This window comes from Rhizobium sp. Root1204 (assembly GCF_001424965.1).
Classification (GTDB): Bacteria; Pseudomonadota; Alphaproteobacteria; order Rhizobiales; family Rhizobiaceae; genus Pararhizobium.
On sequence record NZ_LMCZ01000018.1, the window covers coordinates 1 to 21,602 of the forward strand.

Genomic DNA, 21,602 nt, shown 5'->3' on the forward strand with positions numbered 1-21,602 from the left:
CGCCGGTCTACGCCTCCCTCGTCCAGGGCGACAAGGGCGAGCACAAGCTCATCTGGTCACGCTGACCAGCACCACGGCGCTCCGCTCAAAGCGGGGCGCTTATCTCCTCCCCCGGAATTATGCGGAGAGAAATCCGCAGAAATCACCGGCAAATCCGGCCTTCAGCGACCGACACTCTGCATAATCACGTTCTCAGCATAATCGACATTTTGCGGTGCACCGCAAAATGTCGAATTCGGGGCAGGCTGGCAGAAACAGGCACGCGAAACCGAGCGCGACTACATCTCCGTCAAGCTCGACGATCCGAGCTTCCCGGCTCCGATTTACGCGACACTGACCGAAGTTCAGGGCCAGGAAAGTCTGCAGTTGATCTGGTCGCGCAACACGCGCCGCTGACGCTAAACTAAGAGCCCCGCTCGACCCGAGCGGGGCTCTTCTCGTGTCACCTGTTGAGGGCATCCTTCAGCGCCTTCGCAGGCGTGAAGGTCACCTTCTTTGCAGCGGCGACCTTGATGGTAGCGCCGGTCGCCGGATTGCGCGCATCGCGCTCCGGCGTGTCTTTGACCTTGAATTTGCCAAACCCGGGCAAGTTCGTTTCGTTGCCGGCAAGGGCAGCTTCGGTAATCGAGGCGATGACCGTCTCAACAACGGCCTTGCCTTGGGCTCTGGTGAGGCCGTGCTCAGTGGCCACCTTTTCCGCGATTTCGTTCGTAGTCGTCATGTGCTGTGCTCCTCATCGTCATAGATGCCGGAATCCGTGACAGCCAATTGTGTCGCTGTCATTGAGGCACTGCACAAACCGTGGTCGAATTTTCCGACTTTCCACAGGTTGCGCGGGCTCGGTAGCCTCGTTTGCGCTTCTGCAGGGCAAGTTCGAGAAATAGGCTGACGGCCTGGTGCTCGTCTTGGAACAGGTGAATTTTCTGCTGGCCGCGGCACCCGATGCGACCCCAGCTGCGCAAAAGCCATGCCTCACCGAACAATGTCGGCTGGATCGACAATGCATAATAGCGCGCCATGTTCTTGGTGGCATCGATCCGCTCGATTTAGAGATGATAGGGTTGGGCAATCATCGTGGCAGGATCGCCGTTCGTTCATCCTGCGTCCAATGACGGTTTTGAATCTGTGTGCCATGACCGATTCACGATCGTGATGGTTGCCGGGTGCTGAACTCCGACAGAACCGGCAAAACGGGCATCTCCCCTTCGGCCACGCGCCAGATCCATGGCTCGACATCGGGACGCGCGGCAATCATCTCCGCGAGCGCTACCTTGAAACCCCCATCCGCATCGGGCGGCACGATATAGAGCGCTACCGGCGACGGCCGATGATGCGGGAATGTGGCCGCTGCCATCGGCTGCGCCGATGGCAGATTGAAACGTAAACCCTTCACGCTTTTCAGACTGAGCCGCGCTAAACTTTCGACCAGCCGCTGCTCATAGGCGTTTTCAATCGGGAGCCACTGTTCGGTCACGCACATCAATGCGATCTCGTCGATACCCGCAATACCGGACGGCGTCATGCCAAAGGTCGCGATAACGATGAGATGGAACGCTTCGTTTGCCTGCCAGAGTTCCAGCGCCGCCGCATATCGCGATTGCAGTCGCCGCCAAGCGCCATCCTCGAGCATCAGCGGAAAGCCCGGCATATGCTTGATGACGATCTTCTGGCCGCTACGCGCCGATGCGAATTCCTTCACCTCGCCGACCAGCAGCATCAGTTTACGTGACCCGGATGCCGGTGCGCGGATGTCTTCCAGCGCCAAAGCCCGCCTTTGCACGATAACCGCCTTGTCTTCCAGCCTGAAGGTCTCCGGTACGAACAGGCGCTCGACCAATGCCCCACCTTTGACCGTCATGGTCGCGGCTGCGTCCATCAGATGGCTTCGCACCTGAAACCAATGCCGCTTGCCAGCCCAATGCGCCGTCCATTCGGTCAAGCCGCCCTGATGCCAGAGATAATGCAGGAGCGCACGCAGCGACAATTTTCTAATCTCGTTCTTAACCGGACCTTCATATTGGGTTGGCGCCCCGGTCACCTTTTTAGCGCCCCGTTTCGACAGTGAAAAATCCAGTTTGAGCGCCGCCAACCCGTTTGCCGGATCAAGCTGGATAGCGCCACCGATCAACGGTCCGAGGCCTGACAGCTCGTAGGGCGGCTCATAGGACGGGCATTGCGGATCGTGTTCGCCACCTGACAGCGGCATGCGCTTGATGACAAGCTGCTCGCCAATCTTCGCAACGTACATCGAGGCGCCTTTGTCACAGCAGAGGCAAATCGGTCGATCTCGCAGGCGATAGGCCTCGCCCAAGGTGGCGTTGAACTCCGGGTCGTCATCCTCGACGATCACTTGGCCGATCATATAGCGTCTGGTCACCGTTCACGTCTCTCCAATAAACTGCCGATCTGCCGCAACGCCTTTGGGGGCACACGAGACAAGCCCCTGTCTGCTGAGATGGGCCACTGTGGCCCCAAGGAAGATGCCGCCTCAAGGTCGCACGGCCCCTCCAATTTTGCCTGCGCAGCGCTCCGACAAAATCGGTTCCTCCGCACGCCGGCTCTGCCGGTCGCTGGCGCGAACCTTGACCCGTCATTCTCCTTAGAGCCGCGCCGATTTCATCTTTCACAAACGTCAAGGAGAAGAAGATGACGATCGAACAGCATATCGAAGAACTGTACGCGGAACTCCGCAATGCACCTAATCTCGAAGAACGTCGCCAGATTGAGACGGAACTGAGCGCCGCAATCGAAGAACTCGCCGCCCGCCTTGAGCACCAGTCTCCTACCTAGGAGGCACCCTTTGCCACCTTTCAATAACGCCGCCGGTTCGACCGGCGGCGTTATCGTCTGCCCCCCAATGGCTACCGAATAGCTCATCGATCCTGTCCCGACGAGACTGGGGACTAAAGTTGGCAGTAATGGCTATCCTACCTCAACCTCGGATCAGGGCGTCGAATTGATCCGGCATCGAGCCTGCAAAGCACTTAAAATGAGTTTCTTCAGCGACGCAAAAAGTGGTATCGCCGCGTTGAATTGGTAACGCATCGCCGAGATTAAGATGCCGGCGCGCAGATCAATGGCCGTAGCTCTTGCACGATCACCCCGACCCGTGGCGAAACCATCGCGCCCCTCCAATTGTCGGAGAATGTCCCACCGCCATCGGCGGCTGAAAGCCAGATTACCTCGTTTGTCGTCAGTTCAATTTTTACCTCGCTGCCAATCGGACTGCCGGTTACCGTCTGGACATAGTGACGTTTGATAGGGTGACTTCGTCCTGCAAGGTCGATCAAATTGTTTTCCCGGTAATCGAGTTTAATCGTACCGTTATCTGGATGGGAGGAGCAGTCGGTTGACCGCTCACAGCGGATGACAGACGAGAACGCGCATGTCCACTCCAGGCCGCTGCGCCACATGGGATTATCAGCGGCGTTTGCCGTGGTTGTCGCCAGTAGCAAAACGGCGATAAGCGGGTGCTTCGAGATCACGGTCACTCCATCGTGGGCCGGATAAACCGCATCCGAAGCCAGCAGATGAATGAAGTAATTATAATTTACTGAATCCGCAAGGCAGAATTATCGATCAGTCCGCTTTATTCGGCCCTTTGTCCCATCATCAGCACTTGCAAAGGGATCTTCAGGTTCGTGCTGATCCGCGTGATGACCTGGAGCGACGGGTTTGCGGACCCGTCGAGAATCTGCAGGTAATACGGCGATGTGATCTCGCACAGGCTCGCCATTTCCTTCTTGTTTAGGCCGCGCTTTTCCCGCTCGCGCTCCATGGTCATCGCCATGTTTCGCAGGATCATCGTGCCCAGGTCGGTATCGGTCTTCTTACGCTTGCTCGTTGCCATAGGATTAATTATATTTAAATATCCATTGTCTCGTGTGAGGGGTGCCCATGTCGGTCAAAATCAAAAGAATGAACGCGGTCATTGGAGTTCTTCTTTCTGTATCCGCATCCGTGTTTGCTTTTCCCGCAACCGCGAGCGAATGGGGCTGTGAAGTATTGTTGTGCGCAGCATCGTCCAATCCCTCGTGGCGCGGTGTCGCTTACTGCCATCCGCCGATGAAGCGCTTGATTACGGAGATGAAGAAGCCAGACTGTGATTGGCCAACCTGCCCGGCAGCCGGCACAGGCTCCCCCGGTTTTGAACGTTATGCTGCGTGCCCAAAGGGATATCAGGTTGGAAGGCGCCAGGACAGGAACGGTTTTGGCAGAGAGCAGAACCTCTGCATAAGGACAGTGAATATGTGTCAGGGCAGGACGCACGGTCTTTATAACTCTGATCGACAGCAAGGCTGCATACAAACGGTCTCCATATCCCGACCGCTCAAGTCAGAGCCCTATTTCTTTGACATCAAGAATGAAACCTCGAAGGTTTAAATGAATGGGGCATTTTAATCGTCATATACCCTCGGCCACGTTCGAAAACCTACGACTGGGTACAGGTCACCATTCTCGACAGGAAGCAGGTTGAATGGATCACGAAAAATGTCGCTTCGGGTGATCTGGCCTATGTCGAGACTCGGATATCGAATTCGAGCTATCATCGCGATACAAGACAGTTCAGCCTAATTGCCAAAGAGCGCATGAGCGGAAGCGCGTTTATTTGGCGACCGTCCGAAACACGGGTCGGCTAAGCCGGCCCAGTCGCCGTTTTCCCGATGGCGGTGAAGATCGGCTGTCCACTCGGTCGCTTCGGACCCGCGATCGAAGCCAGTGACGGGTGAGAGTGTCGTACGCCCATCACATCGTTGCGCAGGCCAGTCAAGCGAAGGCCGGCGTGGACTGCATGGTGATTTTTATCACCTTCGATGCCGTGCCGGTCGGCAAATCGCGTGAAAACCGATCGCCAGGATGCGCAAACGCTCGCCTGGTGCTGCGAGGCTGGAATTCGTTCCGGTGGGGTAACGGACGAAGCACATGAAGTAAATCGCGATGTCGTTCGGGCTCGGCAGCTAGTAGCACGACGTCAGATCGGCCAAATCCGCCCTAACTGACGGTTCTCTGGGAAGGCCATCTGGAGCAAGGCTCCAGTGGGACGGCTTTCGCCTCAGAATTCGCCTGTCCGCACTGTCAATTGGTCCATATAAAATACAAGCGTGAGTCTATGATTTCGAGGATTGGCGCAGCCGACTGGACTGGGTTTTGACAGGATGTCTCTGGCTGACTGTTGGGTCCGATAAAGCGGGGCGAGTTCGGTCTCGGGCCTGTGCTTATGGCGGCGATCAGCGACCGCCGGGGATGAGAAGCGGAGCGCATGATGGGCCCCGCGTCCAAATGCTCAGGAAATGTCGGGGATCCGATCCGCGATCTTTTCGAGATAGTCATCGATCGCTTCTTCGATATAGGCGTTGAACTTGCGGCGCTCTATCGCGGCAAGGATCTTCAGCGTCTTGTGAACGTCGGCGCGGATATGAATACCGGTGGTCACTTTTTCTGTGTCTCGGAAGCGTTTTCCGGCAATCGGATCGCGGCTTTCACCCTTGGCGACCATCTCCCGAAGTTGGGCACGGTCTACCGGTGGCTTCGACGTCGAGGCTCGATGGTCGCCCTCGGTTTGCAGAAGAGGGGAGGCGGTGTGCTTTTCACGCACGGACGGTTTTTCGCGGTTGGTGGAAATCAGCCCGAGAACCAAGTTCTTGCTGTTTGCTCCGTCGCTCATGATTGAACTCCCTCAGCGGTCGATCTGTAAAGGGCGAGAACCTCGCCAAGAAGCGTTTCCATCTCGGCGATGGCTTTCGTGTCGGGCGTTGCCACTGTCTGGAGCGTGCCGGCGGCGCCGATCGATTGATAGCAAGCGCGCCGGGCGATGGGCTTCGAGGCGAGCGCAACGCCGCTTTCCCGCAAGATTTCGCGAAGCGGTGCATGCGCCTTAGCGCGTCCGGTGACGAGATCGTGTTGGTTGATGACGATCAGAGCGGGAAGTTTGCGCTTTTGATCGTCTTCGACGACGGGGATGTGATTGAGTGCGAGTTGCATTCCGGCGACCACGTCGTCCTGGGTGGTCTGAAGGGGAATGAGGACGACGTCGGCACAATAGAGACCCGCGAAGAGATTTTCATTTGTCGTTCCCTCAATGTCGACAAAGACGATCCTGCCGTCGCGCTGCCGATCCAACGCCATTTTGTAGAGCCGACTTGGATCCAAGCAACTTTCTGCCTCCAGCCTGTCAGGCCAGACCTCCATCTGCTTCGACATCGTCACCCATCGCATTGTGTTGGCACGGCTGTCGGCGTCGATGAGAAATACATCGTTTCCGGCATGGGCGGCGGTTCCCGATAGAGCCCGCACGAGCGTAGTTTTTCCTGTCCCGCCTTTTGGGTTCGCGATGGTGACGATCATGAAAGCTCCGTTCATCTCAAGAAAAACTATAATTAACAGTTAGCAGCTTTTCTTGCAACGCTTCAGTACCCCGTTACTCATTGACCGCTGATGATTGATTATCGACAATTGCTGGCTGTTCATCATCAACGGGGAACGACCCATTGCTGATTGGCAAGGAGCAGTTGATGACGCATTTCTTGATGATTAACAACGGATATCGGACATTATCCATGCTTTGACGGCCACTCTTCACGTAACAATGGGCAATTGCCCGCGTTTCAATTACCCATTGTCGGTCGCCGTCCAAAGACGGCTCGTGCGTCACACCTGCGAGTGCGAGTTGACAGTGCGAAGTGGAAAATATAATTTATTTTCGGTGGCAGGATAGTCAAGTCTGTGGTACAAACTCGACGCCGACCGGCACCGGCGGTGCTGGTGTTCGCGCCGATGGCGCTCTGGGGCGCCTCCGGCACCAGTGGCAAGGAAGAGGAAGCGATGCGAAGCGAGGTGGTCAGGGTCCGCATGAAGCCGGAAGAGCGGCAAACGCTCGCGGCGCTGTGCGGAGAAAAGCGCACTGCAAGCGATGTTATCCGGTTGCTTTTCCGCAATCAGGCCGGTCTACCATTGCCTGTCGGACCCATTGAAGCCGACCATCTGCGGGGCACGAATGAGGAATTGCGTCGGGTCGGCATCAATCTCAACCAGGCTGTGCGGGCCATGAACGAAGGCCGCGTCGGCTATGAACCGCATCTTGATGCAGCGCTGCGGAAGCTTCTCGACGCTGTGTTCCGGCTGAGGGCCGATGTCGATTTGATGCTTCGGATCAGCCGGCGTGACCGGAGAGGAGGCGTCCATCGCTTATGAGTGGGCAAGTCTCCTCGGCGAAGTCGATGGCTACTCCGCGCGGCGGGGGGCATCTCTTCTTGACGATGATGAGGAGCGGCGCCGCGGATGGGGGAGTGGTCCTCACGTGACCAGTGATCGCGCTGGGAAGCGGTATCTGCCAACAGGGATTGCAGCCAGGGCCGCGACGATCTCCGTCCCGTCGGGGGAGCAGACTATCGCCTCCATCCTGCAGCCAGCGCGCTCCTCTCCGCAGGACGTCATCGCGCTCGTCGGTGCTTTAGCTTCACGCACGGGGCCCGAAGAGGACGATGAATTGCGCAGGGGCGGGGGCGGCGGCGGTAGCGCCGCACGTCAGGCCAACACGCAGATCGCCACGCGGCGTTCGTTGAAAGACAAGGCGTGGTCAGCGGTTGCCAGCCGGGGAGCGCTTGCTGCCGGTGCCCAGCCGGTTGTGATCAAAGTCACATCAACGGTTTGCAGCCGAACTTCGGCCGCTGGCCTGCTCACCTATCTTGGAACGCGCGAGGTCGAAAGCGAAAATGGCAGCAACGCAAAGCTTGACACTCCTGTCATTGATCAAAACGGGATCACTATCGCAAGCAGGGAGGCGCGCGCGGCCGTTCTCTCAGACTGGATCGCTGAATTCCGCGAGCCTTATGCCGTTAACGCGGTGGCGAGCATCTCGATTACGTTTGCCGAACCTGCGGGAGACGACGATCTTCATGAGGCGCTGAACGCTGCCTTCGGCTCAAAGCCATTCCTTTATTCTCATCGTCCGGATGGGAAGATTTCTGTCTATGCGGTCACGGACCTGCCGGCGCGGAAACTGGCTGGCGCTTTGAAAGCCCGTGAGAAGGGCGATGGTTCGGTGCGGTTCGCAGGATCTGCCGAAGATGACCTTGCGGCTCGGTTGGCGGACGCCGGCAGACGGGCGGAGGTTCGCGTTCTTGGGGCTACCACTTCGGAAAAGTCGAGCCGCTATTTCCTCGAAAAGTTTCTTCGTGCTGAAAAGCGGGTTATCACGAGCGCCGGCGACGCGGTAAAACGCGGCGCTTCAATCCAGAAAGCAGCCGACGGAATTTGGCAGGAGTGGTCCGGTCATATTCGCACCGTTGAACCACGCAATGCTTTCCATGTCATTTTCTCAGCCCGCGCCGGTACAGATGCGGAGGCGATGAACAGCGCGGTGCGCGATTTTCTGAGCGACCAGGTCGCAGGGCACCGGTGGGTCACGGCGCATCATCCGGAAACCGGTCATGTGCACGTCCATGCGATGATTTCCGCCCGCGATGATGTTGGCAAAGCGCTGCGGTTGACCAAGCCCGAACTTCATCAATGGCGAGAGCGGTTCGCGNCATGTGCACGTCCATGCGATGATTTCCGCCCGCGATGATGTTGGCAAAGCGCTGCGGTTGACCAAGCCCGAACTTCATCAATGGCGAGAGCGGTTCGCGGCAAGGGCGCGTGAGCATGGGATCGCAATGGTGGCGACCCGCCGCGCCGACGTCGCGGCAACGCGGCCGTACAGTCAGGCGCAGGCCGGCGCGTACCAACGTGGTCTTTCCGATCCGCGTTATCTGAAGAACCGCGATCTTAACAATCGCGTCGAGCGAAAGCGGTCCGGTGTCGCCGATCGCTTCTCACTCGCAAACAGCAGTCTTGCACTGGCCCCACTATGGCGGGCGACCGTGGACGCGCTGAAAAAGGTAGGGGCGAAATCCACAGTGATTGATGCTGCCGATCGGTTTGCCGCTGCCGCCGCGGAGAAATCGCCAAAGCTTCCACCACAAAATGAAACTGGCATCGTGCTTGTGCGGCTGGAAATCAAAACTGTCAACGACCCTGCTTCCGTGTCGAAAACTGTCGAGCGCGCCCTGAATATCGATTCTCGGTTCGTTTCTGTGAAAGCCGGAACAGTGTTGCTGTTGGCGCCAACCGCAGCGAGCGTCAGCATGCTCGAGCGGGAGCTGAAGAGACAGGAGGAGATTGGCCCGGGCGCGGTGACCCTTGCGGTTATGAAGAATATCGAGCGACGGTTGTTCGAACAGGGGCTACATGCCGCCGTTTCGGTTGAGGTGGCCGGCGCTGGCAAGAATGGTCATCCGACGCCGTGGCTGCAGAATCGCTTCGACAAATTCGCTCACCCGGCGGCGTCGGAAGCCACGCCTTTGGCGAAATTCGTGACTTTCGTTTCAGGCATCAAACATCGAAAGGAAAATACCATGCCACTATCGCTGGAACAGTTCGATGAGCGCGTCGCACGCGCCAACAAATCCATGGACCGCCTAGAAACCATGGTCGACAGTAGTGGTGAGCGCCAGGCGGTCGAGGAAATGCGGCGCGAAATTTCCACACTCTTTGCCGAGCAGCGTCGTGACATCGAGTTGCAGCAGATACCGTCGGCGATGCAAACTTCCGGGGGAGGGGGAACGTTGGCAGCTGGAAGAGCGAGCGACAGCGATCATCAGAACCGGAAGCCGCCGGCAACTCTCGATCCCGCAATCGCGGTCCAGCAAGACGCTATTGCTACAGGTCGAGCGGCCCGGGCAGCACGCGAGCAGGCGGTGGGTTCGAAAGGTGTGCAGGACGAACAGCGTCATGAGCGCATTCGCCAGACCGAGCAAGAGCGTCACCGCGACAATGGACGCGATGTGGTGGAGCGCTAAGCGAATGCTAAGTGGAGCAAGCCAGGATATTTCTGTCACTTACCCAAGCGACTTTAATCGGTCAAGGCTGTGAGTTCACCTGCATTTTCCACATTTCAGACTTGAGCACGAGTGGTCTCAAGATGATTGCCGCTAGATGCGGCAGCTTTGCGCCGTCCATTCAGCCGTTTAGGGTACCTGCATCGCGCGCTGGAAGCGGTAGGTCTGCTCAAATGATCACGCCCGGAAGGCTGGAATCGACGTGTGTGTTCTGTGGTAGGGCGAGCGATGTCCCTAGCTCGTACTGCGGTGGGATTAAATAGTAGCCATTGTCAATGAGCGCGTCGGCCAGCGCCATGGGGTCAGGGGTTCCTCATCGACGACAGGGGCTTCTGTTCGGTCCCGACCAGTTCGTAACTCCGGATTACTCTCGATGCGCGACCGGAGAGTGCCGCAGGTGATGTTGACTTACACGACTTGTCTCATATCTCTCGAACTTGAGTAACGGGGTCACCAGCGACAAGAGCCGCTGGGGTCTCATTGATTGCCTAACAAGGGCGGGTGCCGATGAAGGGAAACGACCAGTATACGGACGCGCGGGACGCTGGCGACAGGCTCCTTGCTCGGCATACTTCCGAAGACCCGTTCGCCGCCGCTTTCAAGGCGACGCGAATGCCGATGATTATCACGGATCCGCGCCAGCACGACAATCCAATCATCTTTTCTAATGCTGCTTTCTCAGAACTAACGGGATATTCGGCCGACGAACTGATCGGAAAGAACTGCCGCTTGTTGCAAGGTCCCGATACTGATCCCGCTGCCGTTGCGCGAATTCGTGACGCGATTGCGGCGGGCAAGGATATCGCAACCGACATCCTTAACTATCGCAAGGACGGCTGCACGTTCTGGAACGCCCTGTTCGTCAGCCCGGTCCGCAACAGTGACGGCGAGATCATTTACTTCTTTGCCTCCCAGCTAGATTTCACCAATATCAAGAGCAAGGAAGCGGACCTCGCCGCGGCGCGGCATATCGCCGAGGAGGAAGTGCAGAGGCGAACAGCCGATCTCCGGGAGGCTCTTGGGACGAAAACCGTGCTTGTTCACGAAGTCGATCATCGCGTGAAGAACAACCTCTTGACCATCGCCTCCATCGTCAAGCTCCAAGCACGGATGTCCCAAGACGAAACCGTCAGGAAGACCCTGCGCTCGGTCCTCAATCGCGTTGAGGCGCTGAGCACTGTCCAGCGCAAACTGTTCAATGATGACGATGTGGGTCATTTCGACGTCGCAGACTTCGCCAGGGAATTGGTTTTCGACATCGTCGACGCCCTGAAGAGAGACGACATAAAGGTCACGACCGATTTGAACGAGGTCATTGTTCCGGCCGCAAAGGCGTCGCCGATCGCCCTCGTCGTCAATGAGCTTGTAGGAGATGCTGTGCGTCGGGGTCTGAGCGATGGTGGCGGCGAAATCCATGTCGAAGTGCGACGATTGAACGGGCACTTTCTTATTCGTGTTGCCGACACGGTCACCCCGGTGGAGGTCGACTGTGAGGAGCACATTTTTAGCAATCTGATGCTGAACACCTCGCTCAGGCAACTTGGCGCGACGATCGAGCGGACGCTGGCGGGTCATCGCACCGACGTCAGCGTCACGCTGCTTGTCGATGACACGAAGGAGTAAAAATGCGCGTACTAATCGTCGAGGATGAGGCCCTTTTGGCCCTCGAACTCGAAAGCGAGATTGAAACCGCTGGACACCAGGTGGTGGGACAGGCTGCGGCAAGCGAAGTGGCTTTCGAACTCATCGAGGCGAAAGACCCGGAGTTTGCTTTTGTGGATGTTCAGCTTACCGACGGTCCAACAGGGCTAGACGTCGGTCGACGGCTCGCCGAGAAGGGCATCCCCTACATCTTCGTCTCGGGCAATCTCAAACGTATCCCCGAAGACCTCGCCGGAGCCATCGGGGCACTCGAGAAGCCGTACACAATGAACGGCCTTCAGAACACGCTGAAGTATGTAGAATCGGTCGTGGGAGGGGGTACTCCGAACCGAGCGCCGCCGAGCCTCGTGCTTCCGAAGCAGGCTACCGCCAACGCGCACCTCTCTCATCAGACGCGTTGATTCTTGAATCCGCGGCGCTTGTTGTTTGACGTCAATTTATCATGATGCAGTCCGAAACCTGCCGACTATACGCGCAAATTGGAACGAAGCGCTGGTCATAAGGTTTAGGCGTTTTACCTCCGAGGCTGCGGTTTTCCGTTATCGGCCGATGGGAGCGGAAGTGAGGGGACGGAGTTGATCGATACGATGCCTGACTGATCGCTTGCGTCCCAAGGGGTGTTTTTAACGCACAGCGGCCGCCTCATCCGACAACTGGAGTATGTTGGCCTCGATGACACACATGACACCACTTTTGTTGTAGGAGAGCTGGACGTCACCTTTCAGCTCCGCGGCCAGTAGGCGCTCAACAAGCGTTGAACCAAAGCCTTTGCTGTTGGGTGCAACCACCTCTGGGCCTCCCGCCTCTTTCCAAGTCAGACGCAGGAACGGGCTCATCGCGGAATCGTACTGCCACGAAACCGATATCCGCCCGCCTGGAGCCGAAAGCGCCCCGTATTTTGCGGCATTGGTTGCAAGCTCGTGAAGCGCCAGTGAAAGCGATATGACCGCCTTGGGCGGCAGATGCACGGGCGGCCCGTCGATATGGAAGGCGTCGACCGGATAAGGAGAGGTTGCCTGTGTGACTATCGCCCTTAAATCGGCCTTCTGCCAGTCACCGTGGACGAGGAGATCCTGTGCGCGACTAAGCGATCCGATCCGACTGGTGAACGCCTCGACGTCATCGCGGTTGGGTTTGTCTCGGCCTATCGTCTGTCGTGCTATTGCAATCACAATCGCAAGCGAGTTTTTCACCCGATGGTTCATCTCGTTTACGAGAACGGACTGGAGGCGCTCCGCTTCCTTTCGAACCGTGATGTCATGTGCGAGCTTCGAAGCACCGACGACTCTGCCGCTCGCATCGTGGATCGGTGAAACGCTTAGCAGCACCTCTACGGAACGGCGGTCTTTGCGTAGGCGGATGGTTTCGTAGGGTTCGACGACGCGACCGGCCCTGATCTGCCGAAGGATCGTCGGCTCCTCATCGCTGCGGTCGCCCGGAACCAACATCAGCACCGACTTCCCTAAGGCTTCGGCCTCCGAATAGCCGTACAGCCGTTCAGCAGCAGCGTTCCAACTGGTGATCTTCATGTCAAGATCGATGCCGAGGATCGCGTCGTTTGACGAAGCAATCATTGATGCGAGATGCTTCTCGACCCCCTGCACATGCTTCCGCTCTCCGATGTCTATCGAAATGGCAACTGCCTGCGAGATCCTACCTCGTTCATCACGAATCGCAGACACGGAGTTCGAGACCCAGACCACACTACCGTCGTCACGTACATACCGCTTTTCGATCTCGAAGCTTTCGCCGGTTTCCACTAACCGCATGAAAAGACGCTTGTTCTCGGGAACATCGTCGGCGAACGTGATATCTTGCATCCGCGTCCCGATCAAATCTTCCCTGGCCCGGCCGACAATAGCGCAATATTGGTCGTTCACGGTGATGAGCTTGCCCGTCAAATCGCTGAGGGCAATGCCCGCGGCCGACTGCGAGAAAATCGCCCTGAGGCGTTCCTCACTTTCGCGAAGCGCCCTGTCAGCCCGTACGCGTTCGGTGGTCTCGTTCACGATACAGAAGACACCGTGAACGACGCCGTCGGAGTCAGATACCGGAGAATACGAGATGTCGAAGTAGACTGTCTCCGGGTATCCGTGCCGCTCGATGTAAAAGGGCCGGTCTTTCGCGGCAACGGTTTCGCCATTGTCGAGGACGCGTCTCAGAAGCGGCTCCAAATCGTCCCAGAGTTCGGTCCAATGTTCCTGGGCAGGTCTCCCGAATGCATGCGGATGCTTGTTGCCGATAGTCGGCGCATAGACGTCATTATATAAAGCGACGAACTCTCGCCCCCAGAACATCACGATCTGAGCCTGCGACGGGACCATGATATCGATCGCGGCGTGAAGACAGGCGGGCCATTCCGATTTCGGGCCAATCGGTCCCGATGCCCAGTCCACGGAATCGAGGAGCTTGGCAACGGGATAAGCGGCGGATGGAAGCCGTGGATCGGTCAGACTATGTCCCCCAATTCGAGTTTGCGGCGCAGATACGCCTCTCGAGCGAGAACAATATCGCAGTCGGCTCCGACGACAAGAGCGCGCGTCGCAACGAAGAAAAAAAATCGGTAAAATCATCGCCCCAGCAGCCGGTTAACCACCAGCCGCTACTATAGGAACTTCGCCAATTCGATTGCCTGCTCGGACGAGATCGTGCCGCGACGGCTGCGACCGGCAGCAGATCTTGCCGCTCGCGGTCGATGAGTTCATCCGCCGCTTCCTACTCCATGTCTTGCCGCGCGGCTTCCACCGCATCCGGCATTAGGGTCTGCGCACCGGCACTTCCCGAAAGATCAGCATCGCTCGTGCCCGCGAACTCCTGAACACTGCCATGCCGCTCGCTGAAGACTCAGCCGATGAGCCGATCGAGATCCGCCCGCCATGCCCGTGCTGCGGCGCTAGGCGGGCGTCATAGATGACAGCTGTTCGATGTGCCTTCCATTCTCACTGGACAGCGCTATGTCTCGTGCAGATCGGCAGGCGTCTATTAAGACGATGGAAGTCGAAGCTGGCTGAGGGGAACAGGGATGGTGCTTGAAGACCTATATCGACTGCTTAGAAGCAGCCACGTTCAAGCGCAAGGCGTTGTGGATACGATGACTCAGCCGGTGGTCGTCCTGGATAAGAACTTCAACGTCACGACTGCCAACAATGCCTTTGTCACAATGTTCGAAGTGAACCGTGACGATGTCATCGGCCAAAGCCTGTTCGAGCTGGGCAACGGTCAATGGGACGTGCCGGAGCTGAAGCATTTGATTCACGCAGTGATACCGAAAGCGGCTGCCGTCATAGGATTCGAGGTCAAACATGACTTCCCATCAGTCGGTCAGAAAACCTTCACGTCGACGCCCGCCGGCTTATCCACCCCGACGATAACAGCAGTAGCATTCTCGTCATTTTCGACGACGTTACCGAGCGCCAGCTTCATGACGCCGAGCGGGAATTCATCATCGCGGAAACGCGCCATCGGATGAAGAACATGTTCGCCGTCGTACGGGCGATTGCCATGCATACCGACGCGGAGGACCCAGGCGCTGTAATCTTCCGGGGGACGTTTCTGAAAAGGCTTGAGGTTGCCCTTCACGCGCAGGAGCTTGCCGCCAATAAAGAGGGCGCCGAGATTCAATCAATTTTACGGCATTCGATCGGAGGGATGGACGGAGGCCGGATCTATGCCTCGAGGCCCTCGGTTGCGGTGGAGGGAACAAAGGTTCTTGCGGTCGGCATGATACTTCATGAACTCGCGACCAACGCTGTGAAGTACGGTGCACTCTCTGTTCCGGAAGGTGAGATAAACGTCAACTGGGCGCTCGAACCCGATGCCCGAGGACGCCCCGTTCTGCACTGCGCCTGGCGTGAAAAAAAAACGGACCTCCGGTTTCTCTGCCCACGCGCAGGGGTTATGGCACAGAACTCATCGAGGGAACCTCTGCGCAGGCAGGCGGAGCGGTGGAACTCTTTTACGAGCCTGTAGGTTTAACCGCACGCATCAAAATCCCAATGTGAGGTCTTATGGACGACTCTGCGGTACCCGGACTTGAACGTAAGAAGCTGGTTCTCGTTGTCGAGGATGAAATGTTCATCGCGATGGAACTGGTTCGCGCCCCTTCGCGACGCCGAGTTCGATGTTCTCGGCCCCGCCGGATCGGTCGCTGATGCTTTTGATCTTATCAAAACCGAACGTCCCGACGCGGCCGTTCTTGATGTCCGCCTCGGGACCGAGAGGGTACCGGTAGCCGCTGAATTGAAAACGCTCGGCGTGCCCTATGTGATCGCAAGCGCGAGTCATCCATCCGAACTCGCGTCCGAGCCTGTACTTTCCGACGTCGCCAACCTCGGCAAGCCTACGGATCTTGATCGGTTGGTCCGGGTCATGCAGGCGTTTTGCAGATAACCGGGTGGCTGTGAATACCACCCCTTATCCATCAGCATCACACTATCTCAGGTCTGACCCCGAATTTGGAGGCTCGAGATGGAAGACCATCCCGAAAACTTGATCTCAACCGACGAAGTGCAAATCCTGCGTCCTGAGCGCGAAGACAGCCAGGACGGAATGGAGCCATGTCTTTGTTGCGGGCGTCGAAGCTTCCTCGACAAGGATGGCTGTGGCATTTGCGAGGAATGTGTTGCTTCATAACTGTCGTTGATGCGATGTTTGCTTCCATGAAGTTTGATCTCGCATCGGAGAGGTCGCTGAAGGCGCGTTGAATCCTTGTACAACGCCGCAATACAGGGATCATGAACTCTCTCGGCGGCATACCGCTTGGACGACCGGCAAAACCGGAAGAGGTTGCGGATCTACTCGCGTTCCTTGCCTCGGGTTGAGCCGCATCGATTGCTGGAACCGAGCATATGATCGACGGTGGTACGGTTCCGACCGCTTTAGCTAGCCATCGACTGCTCCTGCAGGTCAGGCGGGTGCGTCTCACCCGCCGATCTGCGAGTAGATCACGTCACGCAGGTGCCGCACGTCGTGATGCAAGGCAGCGAGTCCGGTGGTGTCTGGATCGAGGTTGCAAGCAAGGTATCGCTGAGGCAGCCTGCCTTGTGCTGCAAGGCACGATCTGATCTGTCAGCGTCACCAGAACCTGACGCTCGTTGCTGGCGTTGCGCGTCCGGCGCAGGTGCCTGGCGGCTTCCAAGCGTTTCAATAGAGTCGTCAACGTGCTGGATTCAAGAGCAAGCTGGTCGGCGATGGATACTACGGTCTGATTGTCCTGTGCCCAGAGAACGTTCAGGACGAGATATTGCGGTTAGGTCAGTCCGAGCTCGTCAAGCAACGGCTTGTATGCGCGCTGGATGGCGATGCCGGCATTGTAAATCGCATAGCACAGCTGGTCGCGTAGGGGCGAGGACGTTATGGCGTTTGGTCATTCTAGAACATTTCCCTGCTTATCTGAATTGACTTGGGTTCCTGAATCCAAGAGCAAGCGTCTGCGGGCGTTTGTGCCGCACGGCCACTGGCGCACCCTGACATTCCTCGGCGCACGTTGGCCATCGTTTAATCTAGCCAGTCGTACATTCGGGCATACGCCAGGCGGCTCGCTCACAACTCGCAATGTGCACCAGCACCTTCGGCACCGGGGAACTTCACCATGGTCTTGGGCACGTGATCGCTGAGTCAGGCGTAGCCTTCGCCGGCCGACTTCTCTCGTGTACGTGAAGCGAATGCGGTTTTATCCACCAGAGGCGTTAGGGAGGTCTTCATTTTCCCAGAACTTAGCTGCGAGGCTACCCACAAACCGAATTAGGATGCCATGCTTTCAGTTCTTGATGACGCCGTCGGCTTACGAGAAAATCCCCACTGTTCTCAGACTTGTTCACCAAGGTGCTGTTGGACCCACGAATTGATCGATTGGGCGTTCATGCGGCGAGAGAAGCATCGTTTAGGAACTTGCGATACGACATTGACGGTACCGATTTCGTAGAATGATCGGGGAGCGAACCGTGGTCCCGCGGGCTTGACCGCAGGCAAGCAAAATTTCCGCCCCATACGTGAAGAAACGTGCTTCCCTAAAGCGATGTTATGCCTACATTTGCCGAAAACATTTGAATGGTCCCGCAATGTCCGACGATTTCGATTTCCTTGCCCACCAGGGCAACCTTGCAGGCTTGATCCGTGCCTTCCATTGGTCGAAGACCTCGCTCGGGCCTCCCTCTCGCTGGCCGCAAGCGGCGAGGGTGACGACAGCGACAATCCTTCAATCACCTGTCCCGATCGTCACCCTTTGGGGCGAGGACGGGATCATGATCTATAATGACGCCTATGCCGTTTTCGCCGGCGGCCGCCATCCTGCACTACTCGGGTCGAAGGTCCGTGAAGGGTGGCCTGAGGTCGCAGCCTTCAACGACAACGTCATGAAAGTGTGCCTTGCCGGAAGGACATTGGCTTACGAAGACCAGGAATTAACCCTCCATCGGAGCGGAAAGCCCGAGCCAGTGTTCATGAACCTAGACTACTCGCCTGTCATGGACGAAAGCGGTACGCCGTGCGGAGTGATAGCGATCGTTATCGAGACGACGGCCAAGGTCGAAGCAGAACGCTGGCGCCAGGACGGGCAGAACCGTCTTCGTCGAATGTTTGAACAGGCCCCCGGCTTCGTCGCGATGATGCAAGGCCCGGACCATGTTTTCGAGTTGACCAACGCCGCATACCAGCGGCTCGTCGGCCGTCCCGATGTCGTCGGCCGGTCTGTGCGGGAGGCTTTGCCAGACCTGCAAAGCCAGGGCTACTTCGAGATCCTGGACGAGGTTTATTCCACCGGCGTGCCATACGAAGGCAAAGCGCTTCCCGTCGACCTGCAATCAGAAGTCGGTGCCCAGGTTGAGCGCAAATACATTGATTTGATTTATCAGCCCGTTTTGGATCCAGATGGCGCTGTCGTCGGCATTTTTGCGCAAGGTTCTGATGTCACTGACCGCGTAATCGCCGAACAAGCACTGACAAACAGTGAGCGGCAAAGCCGCCAGATCCTCGATGGGGCGGTCGACTACGCCATTATGGCGTTGGATATGAACGGACGTATCCTTCGCTGGAACGAAGGCGCTCGGCACATCTTCGGTTGGACGGAACAGGAAGCGGTCGGGATCCACTGGGAGATGCTGTTCACGCCCGATGACCGGGCAGCAAACCGGCCGCGAGAGGCGATGGAAGCTGCCTTGCAGCTGGGGACTGCCCATCACGATCGCTGGCATGTTCGAAAGTCTGGCGAGCGGTTCTGGGCGAGCGGCGAGATCAGCCCGATCATCCGCGATGAAGACGGTCATCCGATCGGTCTGGTCAAGGTCTTGCGTGACCAGACTAGCCAGCATCTGGCGGAGCAGGCGCTGGAGGAGGCGGACGCGAGGCTGCGCCGGGCGCAAGAAGCTGGAAAAGTCGGGGTATTTTCCCTCGACATCGAGACCAACATCCTGACGCCAACGCCGGAATTCTGCAAGATCTATGGGCTCTCCGAGGCGAAGGCGGTCGATATCTCGACAGTCGAGGCGCTCGTCTTCGATGAGGATAAGGAGATCGGCTCCAACGCCAGGACACGCCGCACCGGTCAGTCGCCGCTCAATGTCGAATACCGGATCCGACGGGCCGATAACGGCCAGAAGCGCGTGATCGCCCGCCGCGGCGAATTCGAGTTCGATCCTGCAGGAAAGCCTATCCGCTTCGTAGGTGTCGTCCAGGATGTGACGGATGAGCGCAAGATTCGGCGAGACCTGAAGAACAGCGAAGCGCGCTTTCGAGCCCTGGCTCAAGCGATACCCAACCACGTCTGGACGGCAACGCCCGACGGCCAACTCGACTGGTTTAACGAGCGGGTCTACGAGTACGCAGGTGCCCGCCCGGGTGAGCTGGACGGCGCGCTGTGGACAAGCATCGTTCACGAGGAAGACGTGGCCAGTGTCGCAGAACGCTGGCAATCAGCGCTGCTCTCTGGTCACGACTACGAAACGGAGGTCCGGCTCAGGCGGTCTGACGGGCGCTATCGCTGGCACATCGTCCGCGCGGTACCCGTTCGAGATGATGGTGGAAGCATCATTCGTTGGGTTGGGACGAACACGGACATCGAAGACCAGCGCGATGCACGCGCCAGACTCGAAGAGCTGAACGAAACGCTCGAGCAAAGGGTAACGGAGCGGACGGCGGACCGCGACCGAATGTGGCGGCTATCGACCGACATTATGCTCGTGGCAGACTTCGGTGCGAGGATTACTGCTGTCAATCCAGCGTGGAAAACCGTATTCGACTGGGAGGAGTCGGACATGGTCGGGCGATCCTTCATGGACCTGATCCACCCGGATGATATTCAGGCGACACTGGCGGAAGTCGGCAAACTCAGCGAGGGCGCGACAACATTCTCTTTCGAGAACCGATACCAGGCCAGGGATGGCGGCTACCGGATGATTTCGTGGACGGCCGTTCCTGACGACGATTATATTCATGCGGTCGGACGCGACGTGACCGAGGAACGTGAAGCCGCCGCGGCCCTTCGCAAGACCGAGCTCGCGCTGCAGCAAGCACAGAAGATGGAAGCCATCGGCAATCTGACGGGTGGTGTGGCCCACGATTTCAACAACCTCCTACAGGTGGTTGCCGGCAATCTCCAGCTGCTGGTCAAGGATGTTGCCGGCAACGATAAGGCAGAGCGAAAAATCTCGAACGCTCTGGCCGGCGTTAATCGCGGATCAAAGCTTGCATCGCAGCTGCTCGCCTTCGGACGCAGGCAGGCCCTTGACCCGCGCGTTGTCAATGTCGGGCGTCTCATCCAGGGGATGGACGAGATGCTGCGACGCACGATTGGAGAGGGCGTCGAGGTCGAAACCGTAGTATCGGGCGGGTTGTGGAATACACTTATCGACCCGATGCAGATTGAAAATGCCGTGCTCAATCTCGCAATCAACGCGCGCGATGCCATGGACGGGTTTGGAAAGCTGACGATCGAGGCTGGTAACGCCTATATCGACGATGCCTATGCCCGTCAGCACCAGGAGGTCGAAGCCGGTCAATACGTCTCTTTATCTGTCACCGACACTGGAACCGGCATGTCACCGGAACTGATCGAGAAAGTCTTCGAGCCGTTCTTTTCCACCAAGCCTGAAGGCAAAGGGACGGGACTTGGTCTTTCCATGGTCTATGGCTTCGTCAAGCAGACGGGAGGGCATGTCAAAATTTACAGCGAGCCCGGGCAGGGTACCACGGTGAAGATGTATCTCCCTCGGTCCGTCCAGCAGGAAGACGTCGAAGTCGCATTGTCCGAAGGCCCCGTGGAGGGCGGCCAAGAGACCATTCTGGTTGCGGAGGATGACGAAGGCGTCCGCACGACTGTAATCGAGATGCTGCAAGAGCTCGGATACCGGGTCCTGAAGGCGAACGATGCCGCGGCCGCCCTCAGCATCATCGAAAGCGGCATTCAAATCGACATGCTGTTCACCGATGTCGTCATGCCGGGGCCTCTCAAAAGCAGCGAGATGGCAAAGAAGGCAAAGGAACGTTTGCCGCACCTCGCTGTGTTGTTCACATCCGGCTACACGGAAAACTCGATCGTCCATGGAGGGCGTCTCGACGCAGGTGTGCAGCTGTTGTCAAAACCCTATACGCGCGAAGCGCTGGCCCGCAAGATCCGCCATGTCCTCAACAATGAGAAGCAGCGCGGGGTAGCTCAGGAGCGCCAGGACCAAGTGTCCACATCTACGCCCAGACCGGTAGCGCAAACTACATCTCGTGTGCTTCTCGTCGAGGACGATCCGTTGATCCGGATGGCGAGTGCCGACATGCTGGCAGATCTCGGCGTCGACGTGTTGGAAGCCGGATCGGCGGAAGAAGCGCTGCCCTTGTTGGAGCAGGGTGGTTTCGACGTTCTGGTGACGGATCTTGGACTGCCGGGAATGTCGGGGGAAAAGTTCTGCCAGGTTGTCAGGCAACGCTGGCCTGAGATTGGCATCGTGTTTGCGACGGGCGCAAGCCACGGCCCGCAACTTGTCGATCAGTCACGGACGGCCTTGCTAATGAAGCCGCACGGTATCAATGATCTTAAACGAGCTCTGGAGGCGGTCCGGTAAGGGGCGTCGGTTTAAC

18 protein-coding genes and 4 pseudogenes are annotated in these 21,602 nt (G+C 57.8%); 13 read left to right on the forward strand and 9 right to left on the reverse strand.

The window, feature by feature from the left end; all coding sequences use genetic code 11:
* Positions 1 to 225: 225 nt before the first annotated feature.
* Positions 226 to 396 (forward strand): annotated as a pseudogene (locus ASC96_RS31835) (DUF736 family protein); the annotation flags it as partial.
* Positions 397 to 442: 46 nt separating this feature from the next.
* Here ASC96_RS31835 and ASC96_RS16730 read toward each other — a convergent pair.
* The 3 genes from ASC96_RS16730 to ASC96_RS16740 all read right to left on the reverse strand — a co-directional run bounded on the left by ASC96_RS16730 (position 443) and on the right by ASC96_RS16740 (position 2,362).
* A complete protein-coding gene (locus ASC96_RS16730) occupies positions 443 to 721 on the reverse strand; it encodes an HU family DNA-binding protein (protein WP_060504285.1) in 279 nt (92 codons plus the stop codon).
* A 58-nt stretch (positions 722 to 779) separates the two neighbouring features.
* Positions 780 to 1,019 carry a WGR domain-containing protein gene (locus ASC96_RS16735; protein WP_060504286.1) on the reverse strand — a complete coding sequence of 80 codons (240 nt, stop codon included), beginning with the start codon at positions 1,017 to 1,019 and terminating at the stop codon, positions 780 to 782.
* Positions 1,020 to 1,141: 122 nt separating this feature from the next.
* On the reverse strand, positions 1,142 to 2,362 hold the full coding sequence (locus tag ASC96_RS16740; RefSeq protein WP_060504287.1) for a DUF1173 domain-containing protein: 1,221 nt from the start codon (positions 2,360 to 2,362) through the stop codon (positions 1,142 to 1,144).
* A 284-nt stretch (positions 2,363 to 2,646) separates the two neighbouring features.
* Between ASC96_RS16740 and ASC96_RS33385 the strand changes: the two genes are divergently transcribed.
* Entirely contained in the window at positions 2,647 to 2,790 is a 144-nt protein-coding gene (locus tag ASC96_RS33385; RefSeq protein WP_200956633.1) for a hypothetical protein, read from the forward strand.
* A gap of 263 nt (positions 2,791 to 3,053) precedes the next feature.
* Here the strand turns inward: ASC96_RS33385 and ASC96_RS32715 are convergent, their stop codons facing one another.
* Both ASC96_RS32715 and ASC96_RS16745 read right to left on the reverse strand, forming a co-directional pair.
* Positions 3,054 to 3,485, reverse strand: a complete 432-nt coding sequence (locus ASC96_RS32715; RefSeq protein WP_156397578.1) for a hypothetical protein — start codon at positions 3,483 to 3,485, stop codon at positions 3,054 to 3,056.
* A 104-nt stretch (positions 3,486 to 3,589) separates the two neighbouring features.
* Positions 3,590 to 3,850, reverse strand: coding sequence for a helix-turn-helix transcriptional regulator (locus ASC96_RS16745; RefSeq protein ID WP_060504288.1), 261 nt, complete (start codon positions 3,848 to 3,850; stop codon positions 3,590 to 3,592).
* 47 nt (positions 3,851 to 3,897) lie between these two features.
* On the opposite strand from ASC96_RS16745, the gene ASC96_RS31840 reads away from it, so the two are divergent.
* Complete coding sequence (locus ASC96_RS31840; protein WP_244482111.1) at positions 3,898 to 4,383, forward strand: hypothetical protein; 486 nt, start codon at positions 3,898 to 3,900, stop codon at positions 4,381 to 4,383.
* A gap of 901 nt (positions 4,384 to 5,284) precedes the next feature.
* Here ASC96_RS31840 and ASC96_RS16750 read toward each other — a convergent pair.
* A complete protein-coding gene (locus ASC96_RS16750; RefSeq protein WP_060504289.1) occupies positions 5,285 to 5,665 on the reverse strand; it encodes a hypothetical protein in 381 nt (126 codons plus the stop codon).
* The gene (locus ASC96_RS16755; RefSeq protein ID WP_162246367.1) at positions 5,662 to 6,345 is read right to left on the reverse strand and encodes a ParA family protein; all 684 of its coding nucleotides are present in this window, start codon (positions 6,343 to 6,345) and stop codon (positions 5,662 to 5,664) included. Before ASC96_RS16755 ends, ASC96_RS16750 begins: the two co-directional genes overlap by 4 nt.
* A 378-nt stretch (positions 6,346 to 6,723) precedes the next feature.
* Between ASC96_RS16755 and ASC96_RS16760 the strand changes: the two genes are divergently transcribed.
* From ASC96_RS16760 to ASC96_RS16780, 4 genes are all read left to right on the forward strand, one after another.
* Positions 6,724 to 7,191: a hypothetical protein gene (locus ASC96_RS16760; RefSeq protein WP_156397581.1), complete on the forward strand. Its 468-nt coding sequence runs from the start codon at positions 6,724 to 6,726 to the stop codon at positions 7,189 to 7,191.
* 106 nt (positions 7,192 to 7,297) lie between these two features.
* A partial coding sequence (locus ASC96_RS16765) for a relaxase/mobilization nuclease domain-containing protein (RefSeq protein WP_210171869.1) occupies positions 7,298 to 8,527 on the forward strand: 1,230 nt, incomplete at its 3' end.
* A gap of 1,858 nt (positions 8,528 to 10,385) precedes the next feature.
* Positions 10,386 to 11,501, forward strand: coding sequence for a histidine kinase dimerization/phosphoacceptor domain -containing protein (locus ASC96_RS16775; protein WP_060504294.1), 1,116 nt, complete (start codon positions 10,386 to 10,388; stop codon positions 11,499 to 11,501).
* Between the two features lie 2 nt (positions 11,502 to 11,503).
* Positions 11,504 to 11,941, forward strand: a complete 438-nt coding sequence (locus tag ASC96_RS16780; RefSeq protein WP_060504295.1) for a response regulator — start codon at positions 11,504 to 11,506, stop codon at positions 11,939 to 11,941.
* A gap of 222 nt (positions 11,942 to 12,163) precedes the next feature.
* On the opposite strand, the gene ASC96_RS16785 is transcribed toward ASC96_RS16780, so the two are convergent.
* Complete coding sequence (locus tag ASC96_RS16785) at positions 12,164 to 13,864, reverse strand: PAS domain S-box protein (RefSeq protein WP_348270804.1); 1,701 nt, start codon at positions 13,862 to 13,864, stop codon at positions 12,164 to 12,166.
* Positions 13,865 to 14,213: 349 nt separating this feature from the next.
* Between ASC96_RS16785 and ASC96_RS32720 the strand changes: the two are divergent.
* From ASC96_RS32720 to ASC96_RS31850, 5 genes and pseudogenes are all read left to right on the forward strand, one after another.
* Positions 14,214 to 14,297, forward strand: a pseudogene (locus tag ASC96_RS32720) (transposase); the annotation flags it as partial.
* Between the two features lie 265 nt (positions 14,298 to 14,562).
* Positions 14,563 to 15,009, forward strand: coding sequence for a PAS domain-containing protein (locus ASC96_RS34380; RefSeq protein WP_348270805.1), 447 nt, complete (start codon positions 14,563 to 14,565; stop codon positions 15,007 to 15,009).
* Positions 15,006 to 15,509: a sensor histidine kinase gene (locus ASC96_RS34385; protein ID WP_348270806.1), complete on the forward strand. Its 504-nt coding sequence runs from the start codon at positions 15,006 to 15,008 to the stop codon at positions 15,507 to 15,509. Before ASC96_RS34380 ends, ASC96_RS34385 begins: the two co-directional genes overlap by 4 nt.
* A gap of 63 nt (positions 15,510 to 15,572) precedes the next feature.
* A complete protein-coding gene (locus ASC96_RS16795; RefSeq protein ID WP_348270807.1) occupies positions 15,573 to 15,929 on the forward strand; it encodes a hypothetical protein in 357 nt (118 codons plus the stop codon).
* 341 nt (positions 15,930 to 16,270) lie between these two features.
* Positions 16,271 to 16,360 (forward strand): annotated as a pseudogene (locus ASC96_RS31850) (short-chain dehydrogenase); the annotation flags it as partial.
* A 100-nt stretch (positions 16,361 to 16,460) separates the two neighbouring features.
* On the opposite strand, the pseudogene ASC96_RS31855 reads toward ASC96_RS31850, so the two are convergent.
* Positions 16,461 to 16,909 (reverse strand): annotated as a pseudogene (locus ASC96_RS31855) (MarR family transcriptional regulator).
* A 690-nt stretch (positions 16,910 to 17,599) separates the two neighbouring features.
* Between ASC96_RS31855 and ASC96_RS16800 the strand changes: the two are divergent.
* Positions 17,600 to 21,586: a PAS domain S-box protein gene (locus ASC96_RS16800; RefSeq protein ID WP_060504296.1), complete on the forward strand. Its 3,987-nt coding sequence runs from the start codon at positions 17,600 to 17,602 to the stop codon at positions 21,584 to 21,586.
* The last annotated feature ends 16 nt before the right edge of the window (positions 21,587 to 21,602 follow it).

Coding starts and splice junctions, on each gene's coding strand:
- ASC96_RS16750 (WP_060504289.1), bottom strand. CDS start 5,665: ATGAGCGACGGAGCAAACAGCAAGAACTTGGTTCTCGGGCTGATTTCC.
- ASC96_RS16780 (WP_060504295.1), top strand. CDS start 11,504: ATGCGCGTACTAATCGTCGAGGATGAGGCCCTTTTGGCCCTCGAACTC.
- ASC96_RS16785 (WP_348270804.1), bottom strand. CDS start 13,864: ATGGTCCCGTCGCAGGCTCAGATCGTGATGTTCTGGGGGCGAGAGTTC.
- ASC96_RS31840 (WP_244482111.1), top strand. CDS start 3,898: ATGTCGGTCAAAATCAAAAGAATGAACGCGGTCATTGGAGTTCTTCTT.
- ASC96_RS34385 (WP_348270806.1), top strand. CDS start 15,006: ATGAAGAACATGTTCGCCGTCGTACGGGCGATTGCCATGCATACCGAC.
- ASC96_RS34380 (WP_348270805.1), top strand. CDS start 14,563: ATGGTGCTTGAAGACCTATATCGACTGCTTAGAAGCAGCCACGTTCAA.
- ASC96_RS33385 (WP_200956633.1), top strand. CDS start 2,647: ATGACGATCGAACAGCATATCGAAGAACTGTACGCGGAACTCCGCAAT.
- ASC96_RS16740 (WP_060504287.1), bottom strand. CDS start 2,362: ATGATCGGCCAAGTGATCGTCGAGGATGACGACCCGGAGTTCAACGCC.
- ASC96_RS16745 (WP_060504288.1), bottom strand. CDS start 3,850: ATGGCAACGAGCAAGCGTAAGAAGACCGATACCGACCTGGGCACGATG.
- ASC96_RS16775 (WP_060504294.1), top strand. CDS start 10,386: ATGAAGGGAAACGACCAGTATACGGACGCGCGGGACGCTGGCGACAGG.
- ASC96_RS16735 (WP_060504286.1), bottom strand. CDS start 1,019: ATGGCGCGCTATTATGCATTGTCGATCCAGCCGACATTGTTCGGTGAG.
- ASC96_RS16800 (WP_060504296.1), top strand. CDS start 17,600: ATGTCCGACGATTTCGATTTCCTTGCCCACCAGGGCAACCTTGCAGGC.
- ASC96_RS16755 (WP_162246367.1), bottom strand. CDS start 6,345: ATGATCGTCACCATCGCGAACCCAAAAGGCGGGACAGGAAAAACTACG.
- ASC96_RS16730 (WP_060504285.1), bottom strand. CDS start 721: ATGACGACTACGAACGAAATCGCGGAAAAGGTGGCCACTGAGCACGGC.